This is a genomic window from Paraburkholderia sp. BR10141 (assembly GCF_056155635.1).
Map to the genome: position 1 here is coordinate 1 of NZ_JBMIQH010000090.1, position 4,759 is coordinate 4,759.

At 56.8% G+C, this 4,759-nt stretch carries 3 protein-coding genes and 1 pseudogene; all 4 read left to right on the forward strand.

Annotated elements, in window-relative coordinates; genetic code table 11:
• The coding region (locus tag ACOJB8_RS40710; RefSeq protein ID WP_475017881.1) for a hypothetical protein at positions 1 to 356 on the forward strand (356 nt) is incomplete at its 5' end.
• An 884-nt stretch (positions 357 to 1,240) separates the two neighbouring features.
• Positions 1,241 to 1,609, forward strand: a complete 369-nt coding sequence (locus ACOJB8_RS40715) for a hypothetical protein (protein WP_475017883.1) — start codon at positions 1,241 to 1,243, stop codon at positions 1,607 to 1,609.
• A 600-nt stretch (positions 1,610 to 2,209) separates the two neighbouring features.
• Positions 2,210 to 3,763 (forward strand): hypothetical protein, encoded by a 1,554-nt coding sequence (locus ACOJB8_RS40720; protein WP_475017885.1) that lies wholly within the window; start codon positions 2,210 to 2,212, stop codon positions 3,761 to 3,763.
• Positions 3,764 to 3,861: 98 nt separating this feature from the next.
• Positions 3,862 to 4,556, forward strand: a pseudogene (locus tag ACOJB8_RS40725) (IS6 family transposase).
• The last annotated feature ends 203 nt before the right edge of the window (positions 4,557 to 4,759 follow it).

Consider the following 4,759-nt stretch of genomic DNA (forward strand, 5'->3'; position numbering starts at 1 on the left):
AATATGGTCAGGCCGGTTTTGGTGCCACTTCTCCTCCATCATCGTTTTTTGAGGGTATTTCATGGCCTCACTATCAGACGCCAGGTGAAGAGGTGAGCCAGCCGTATATGGAAAGCTCGCAACCTTTTTGGAACCCGCCGCCGCCCTCTTACCCTGATATCAGCGGTTCCGTGGGCGACGATTGGCAGCACGGCAGCCAACGTGCTTCGAACGTGCTCGTCGGCGTGCTGGAGAATAACAACTTGATGCCAACCCCTTACGTGCCCCAGACATACATGTATATTCACGGTCAGCGCTATATGGCCACGTGGTCGGACGGCGAGGTTTGGCTCATCCCGAGGGTGAACGTCGGTTGAGCAACAACTACGGCTGCGTATTTCACACCAACCTCGGCACCGATTTCGCGTCAAGCTTGACAGACATTTCGCGCGAAGCTCGACACGGATTTCATGGCAAACTAGCACAACATCTCGTAAATACGTTGAATAATTAAACGCCTCAGTTATCACGCCGGGATGAGCCGAGGCCGGCATGCAACGTCAGTGAAGCTGACAAAGAAAGAAAAAGAGAAACTCCTAGCACAGAAGACGGCCCCGCAGCGGGATGTGATGCGGGCTCCGGATTGCGTTGTGGGCACATGAGGGACACTCGAATGCCGTGATTGCGCGAGAGCTCGGTGTATCGGTGCAGACGGTTGAGCACGTTGCGCAATCGCATTGCGCGGCAAGGCGCATAGGGCATTCGGGAGGGCGTTGTCACGTTACGGTATTTGAGACGCCAGAGCGCACAGGACGTACATTTGCTCAGAAATTGGACGCATCATGGGGTGAGCCCAGTGAAGCGATGCCATCGGGCAAAGCGTGCGGCGAGCTGTTCGCGGAGATCATTTCGTTGGGAAGCAACGAGGCTCTACCAGTTGATCGTTTCATGATGGCTTTGTTCAACACCCGTGGTGGAATGTCGAAACTGCTTGTCGGGTGCAAAACCACTCGAGAGACCTAGAAGCATTCGACTGCCGATGAAACGCGAATGTCGGGACTGGCAATTTTCAAAGGGTTTGCTTTTTCATGTGTGTACGTTGACCTGACACTGAACACAATCGTTCCGTGGCATCGACAAAAACCGGAAGGGTCGCGCGCATGAATAGGAGCCGGAATAAGCGGAGCTCGGATCACGAGGACTTGTCGTCCATCACGGATTCCTAAGCAATGCATGAAATAAAGAAGACACCTTCAATAGAATGGAAAAACGGATAAGCGATTTTCTGCAATCTGCCGAAAGAACCTTTATGCGAATGCAGTACCTCTGGGACGCGGGTAACCTCCACGACATAAAGTATCTTGTAGGCGAGCGTCTGCTAGCGCGCTTGGAAAACGATCTCATTGTGCGCGGTAGCGTCGCCAACTACACGGACGTCACCGAGCTGCGCTCGGAGCTTATTTCGAATTTCGATGATGAGATCGGGAAAACCGCTGTCGTTAAATTTCTGGGCTATGTTAGAGAAAAAGTCGACGCTGATGCAGCCTATTTTGTGGATATTTGGGAGTTTTGCCGCGTGGATGACGACGCTGTTAGATGGCGAATCGACGACGTAAAGGTGATTGTCTGATGTGCGGTGGACTGATAGGACTTCACGTGTCAATGGAGATCGGTTTTCAGCTTCTCGGGTACATGTCATGTAAATTTCCTGAGGGCGACGTAGCAGTAAATCTCGACGGTGGGTCACACTGATATTCGCGGGTTGGCTACCGCAGTACAGAGGTCCGCCCGACGAGCCTGCCGCTATCTAGGCTCGCAAATCGGATGTTGTCCGTTGCGTAGTCCACTCGCGGGTTACTCGCGTGCCGAGCTGCGCCACCTTCAGGAAACTCTTTCTCCAGTGGTTAGGGTGAGGTCAAGTGGGTTCAGGTGCTGCATTACGCCGCTTGGGTTGTGCCGCATCAGTGCGGGGGCGCTAGAATGCGCGTCTGAGAACCGGTACTGACCCGATGATCATGAAGGCACCGACGCCACGAACGGCCCTTGCCTCAGGAATTGCGAAGGCTGATCGAGACCTGCAGGGCCAATGGCGTCGCGCCCTACGCGTGTCTGAAGAATCTATTCACGCACTGCCGCATGCGCAGACGGCAGATGGCTATGCGACGCTCTTGCCATGGACGCTCCCTTGGCAAGAAACGACGTAACACCAGCCCCATTCACCGGAGCAACCATGCGACTATCGCCTGATTCACAGCATATGGCCAGCTATTACCTTCAGCAAGGTTATGACGCGCAGTCCACCACCAACGAGGTTAACCAGCATCGCCCTGGCCGGATTCCCTACCAGGCGGATGACATCCGGCAATTCCGCCAGAATCAGAATGCAGCATCTGTGCTGGGTGGACTGCCCCAACGAGGCAGGGGGCAGTCAGGTCAATCACATGTTCCCCGCGCTTCAATAAACCAACCGACCGTAGCGCCTACTCTTGATCAACAGATCACGCAGTTGCAAGACGAGAGGTCCTACCTTGCAAACGTGGACGGCCGCATCGATCGTCGGATTGCTGAACTGCAAGATCAGTTGCGCAATCCAGCTCCTCCGCCGCAAAGCGCCCCTGCAGGCAGCGGTGGTCCAGCAGCCAGCGCACTGACGCACTACTCTCAAGCCGATCTGACGCGGGAGTTGATTGCGCGCCGCAACCCTCAAGACTTCTCTGGCGCACCATTGCCTTCCGGGATCGATAGTCGCGCAACCGGATCGACGCATGACTCGCGCTATTCCGATGCGGCTGGGCAGCTCCCACCCAGCTCACTTGCCAGTTCCTCAAGAGCGCCAGCAACAGTGACAAATTCCAGCCGCGAGGGCAGGCAGGTGGCAGCCGCGCCCTATCTTCCCCCCTCGCAACGTTCCGGCTCGAGCGCCACAACCGTCAAGCCTATCAATTGCAGCCACAAGCCAGGCGGTGTCGTCAATACGGACACATTTGTTGGATGTGACGTCACCGATGATGAACTGAAGCAAGGCGACAAGAAAGCCCTATACCGAGTTGCAATGCGAAAATCAAGGTATCAAAAAGCGCAAAAAATAGGCGTAACGACGACCGGCGCGGCTCGGCTGGCAGAAAAAGACGCCCTGGCCGCCGCCAAAGGCTTCACCAGCCGACAGGCGGCTGACCGCGCAGCAAGAGACGCCCTGGCCGCCGCCCAAGGCTTCACCAGCAGACAGGCGGCTGAGCGCGCAGCAAGAGACGCCCGGGCTGCCGCCAAGGGCTTCCCCAGCCGACAGGCGGCTGACCGCGCAGCAAGAGACGCCTGGGCTGCCGCCAAGGGCTTCCCCAGCCGACAGGCGGCTGACCGCGCAGCAAGAGACGCCCGGGCCGCCGCCAAAGGCTTCCCCAGCCGACAGGCGGCTGAGCGCGCAGCAAGAGACGTCCGGGCCGCCCGTCAGCTAGGTTCGGAGGCAACGCGCGCTGATCTTGCCAGAATTCAAGCGGGCGAAAGAGCGTTGGCAGAGAGAGAAGGTATGTCCGTTAACGAGATTCGCCTTCGGAGACTGCAAGCAAATCCAGCTTCTCCACTACCCCCAGTTGCCCCGAGCAGGGCGCGCCCAACCGTAGCGTTGGCAAATCCTGAAGAAGCGAGGACGCGAAGCTGGAATATCGGGGACCGATTTACCATCCCGTGGCAAAACGGACAGACGCGCCTTTTTGAAGTTACGCGAAACCGTCTAGGTGGCGAAGAAATCTCTCAGAGAGAATTCCACGAGATTTTAAGGGGCGGTTAAACAATTGGAATGTGCATCAGGGTGAGCGCGATAGTCGGTTCTGTTGCAATAGCGGAGGCTGGTATGCTGCGGGACCTTACAGGATGATGTGAACGACAATGAAAGCGCTGAGTCCAGCGGTAGTCAAAGTGCTGAAGCGGTTGCACTATCCGCTCGAGATGCTGTTGGTGTGCGTGCGTTGGTACGTGACCTACCCGCTGAGCTTGCGCAATCTCGAGGAGATGATGTCGGAACGCGGGATCGCAGTCGATCATTCGACCGTGCACCGGTGGGCCATCTGCCGGTGCTTGAAAAGGCGTTCCGTCGCTGCAAGCGCCCGGTCGGCAAGAGCTGGCGGATGGACGAAACCTATGTGAAGGTCCGGGGTACATGGAAGTATCTCTACCGCGCCGTCGACAAGGCCGGCAACACGGTTGACTTCCTGCTGCGAGCCAAGCGGGACAAAGAGGCGGCCCGACGGTACTTCGAGAAGGCCATCGATCAGAATGGCGCGCCCGAAACGGTAACCATCGACAAGAGTGGTGCCAATCTGGCCGGGCTGCGCGCCGTGAACGCCGAGCGTGAGACGCCCATCAAGATCCGCCAGGCCAAGTATCTCAACAATATCGTGGAACAAGACCATCGGGCGATCAAGCGCCGTACCCGACCCATCTTGGGATTCAAGGAATTTCGTTGTGCCCGCATCTTGTTGAGCGGCATTGAACTCATGCATATGATCGCCAAGGGGCAGATGGAAGGCGCAGGCAAACTCAAGCCATCGGCCGCCCGGCAATTCTACTCGCTGGCGATGTAAGCAATCCTCATCATATCGTTATCGTTCGCCCAAATCGCCTTACCGCGACAGAACCAGGTTTTGTCCACGGGCGTGTCGTTGGCGTATCGGTTGGATAACGGGTTGTGCCATGAACGTGTTTGCATCCTGAACACGATGCTGTACCTGAGATGGAGGTAGGCCCTCCGAGGTCGATTTGCAGGAGTTGACTTCAAACAGCCGTA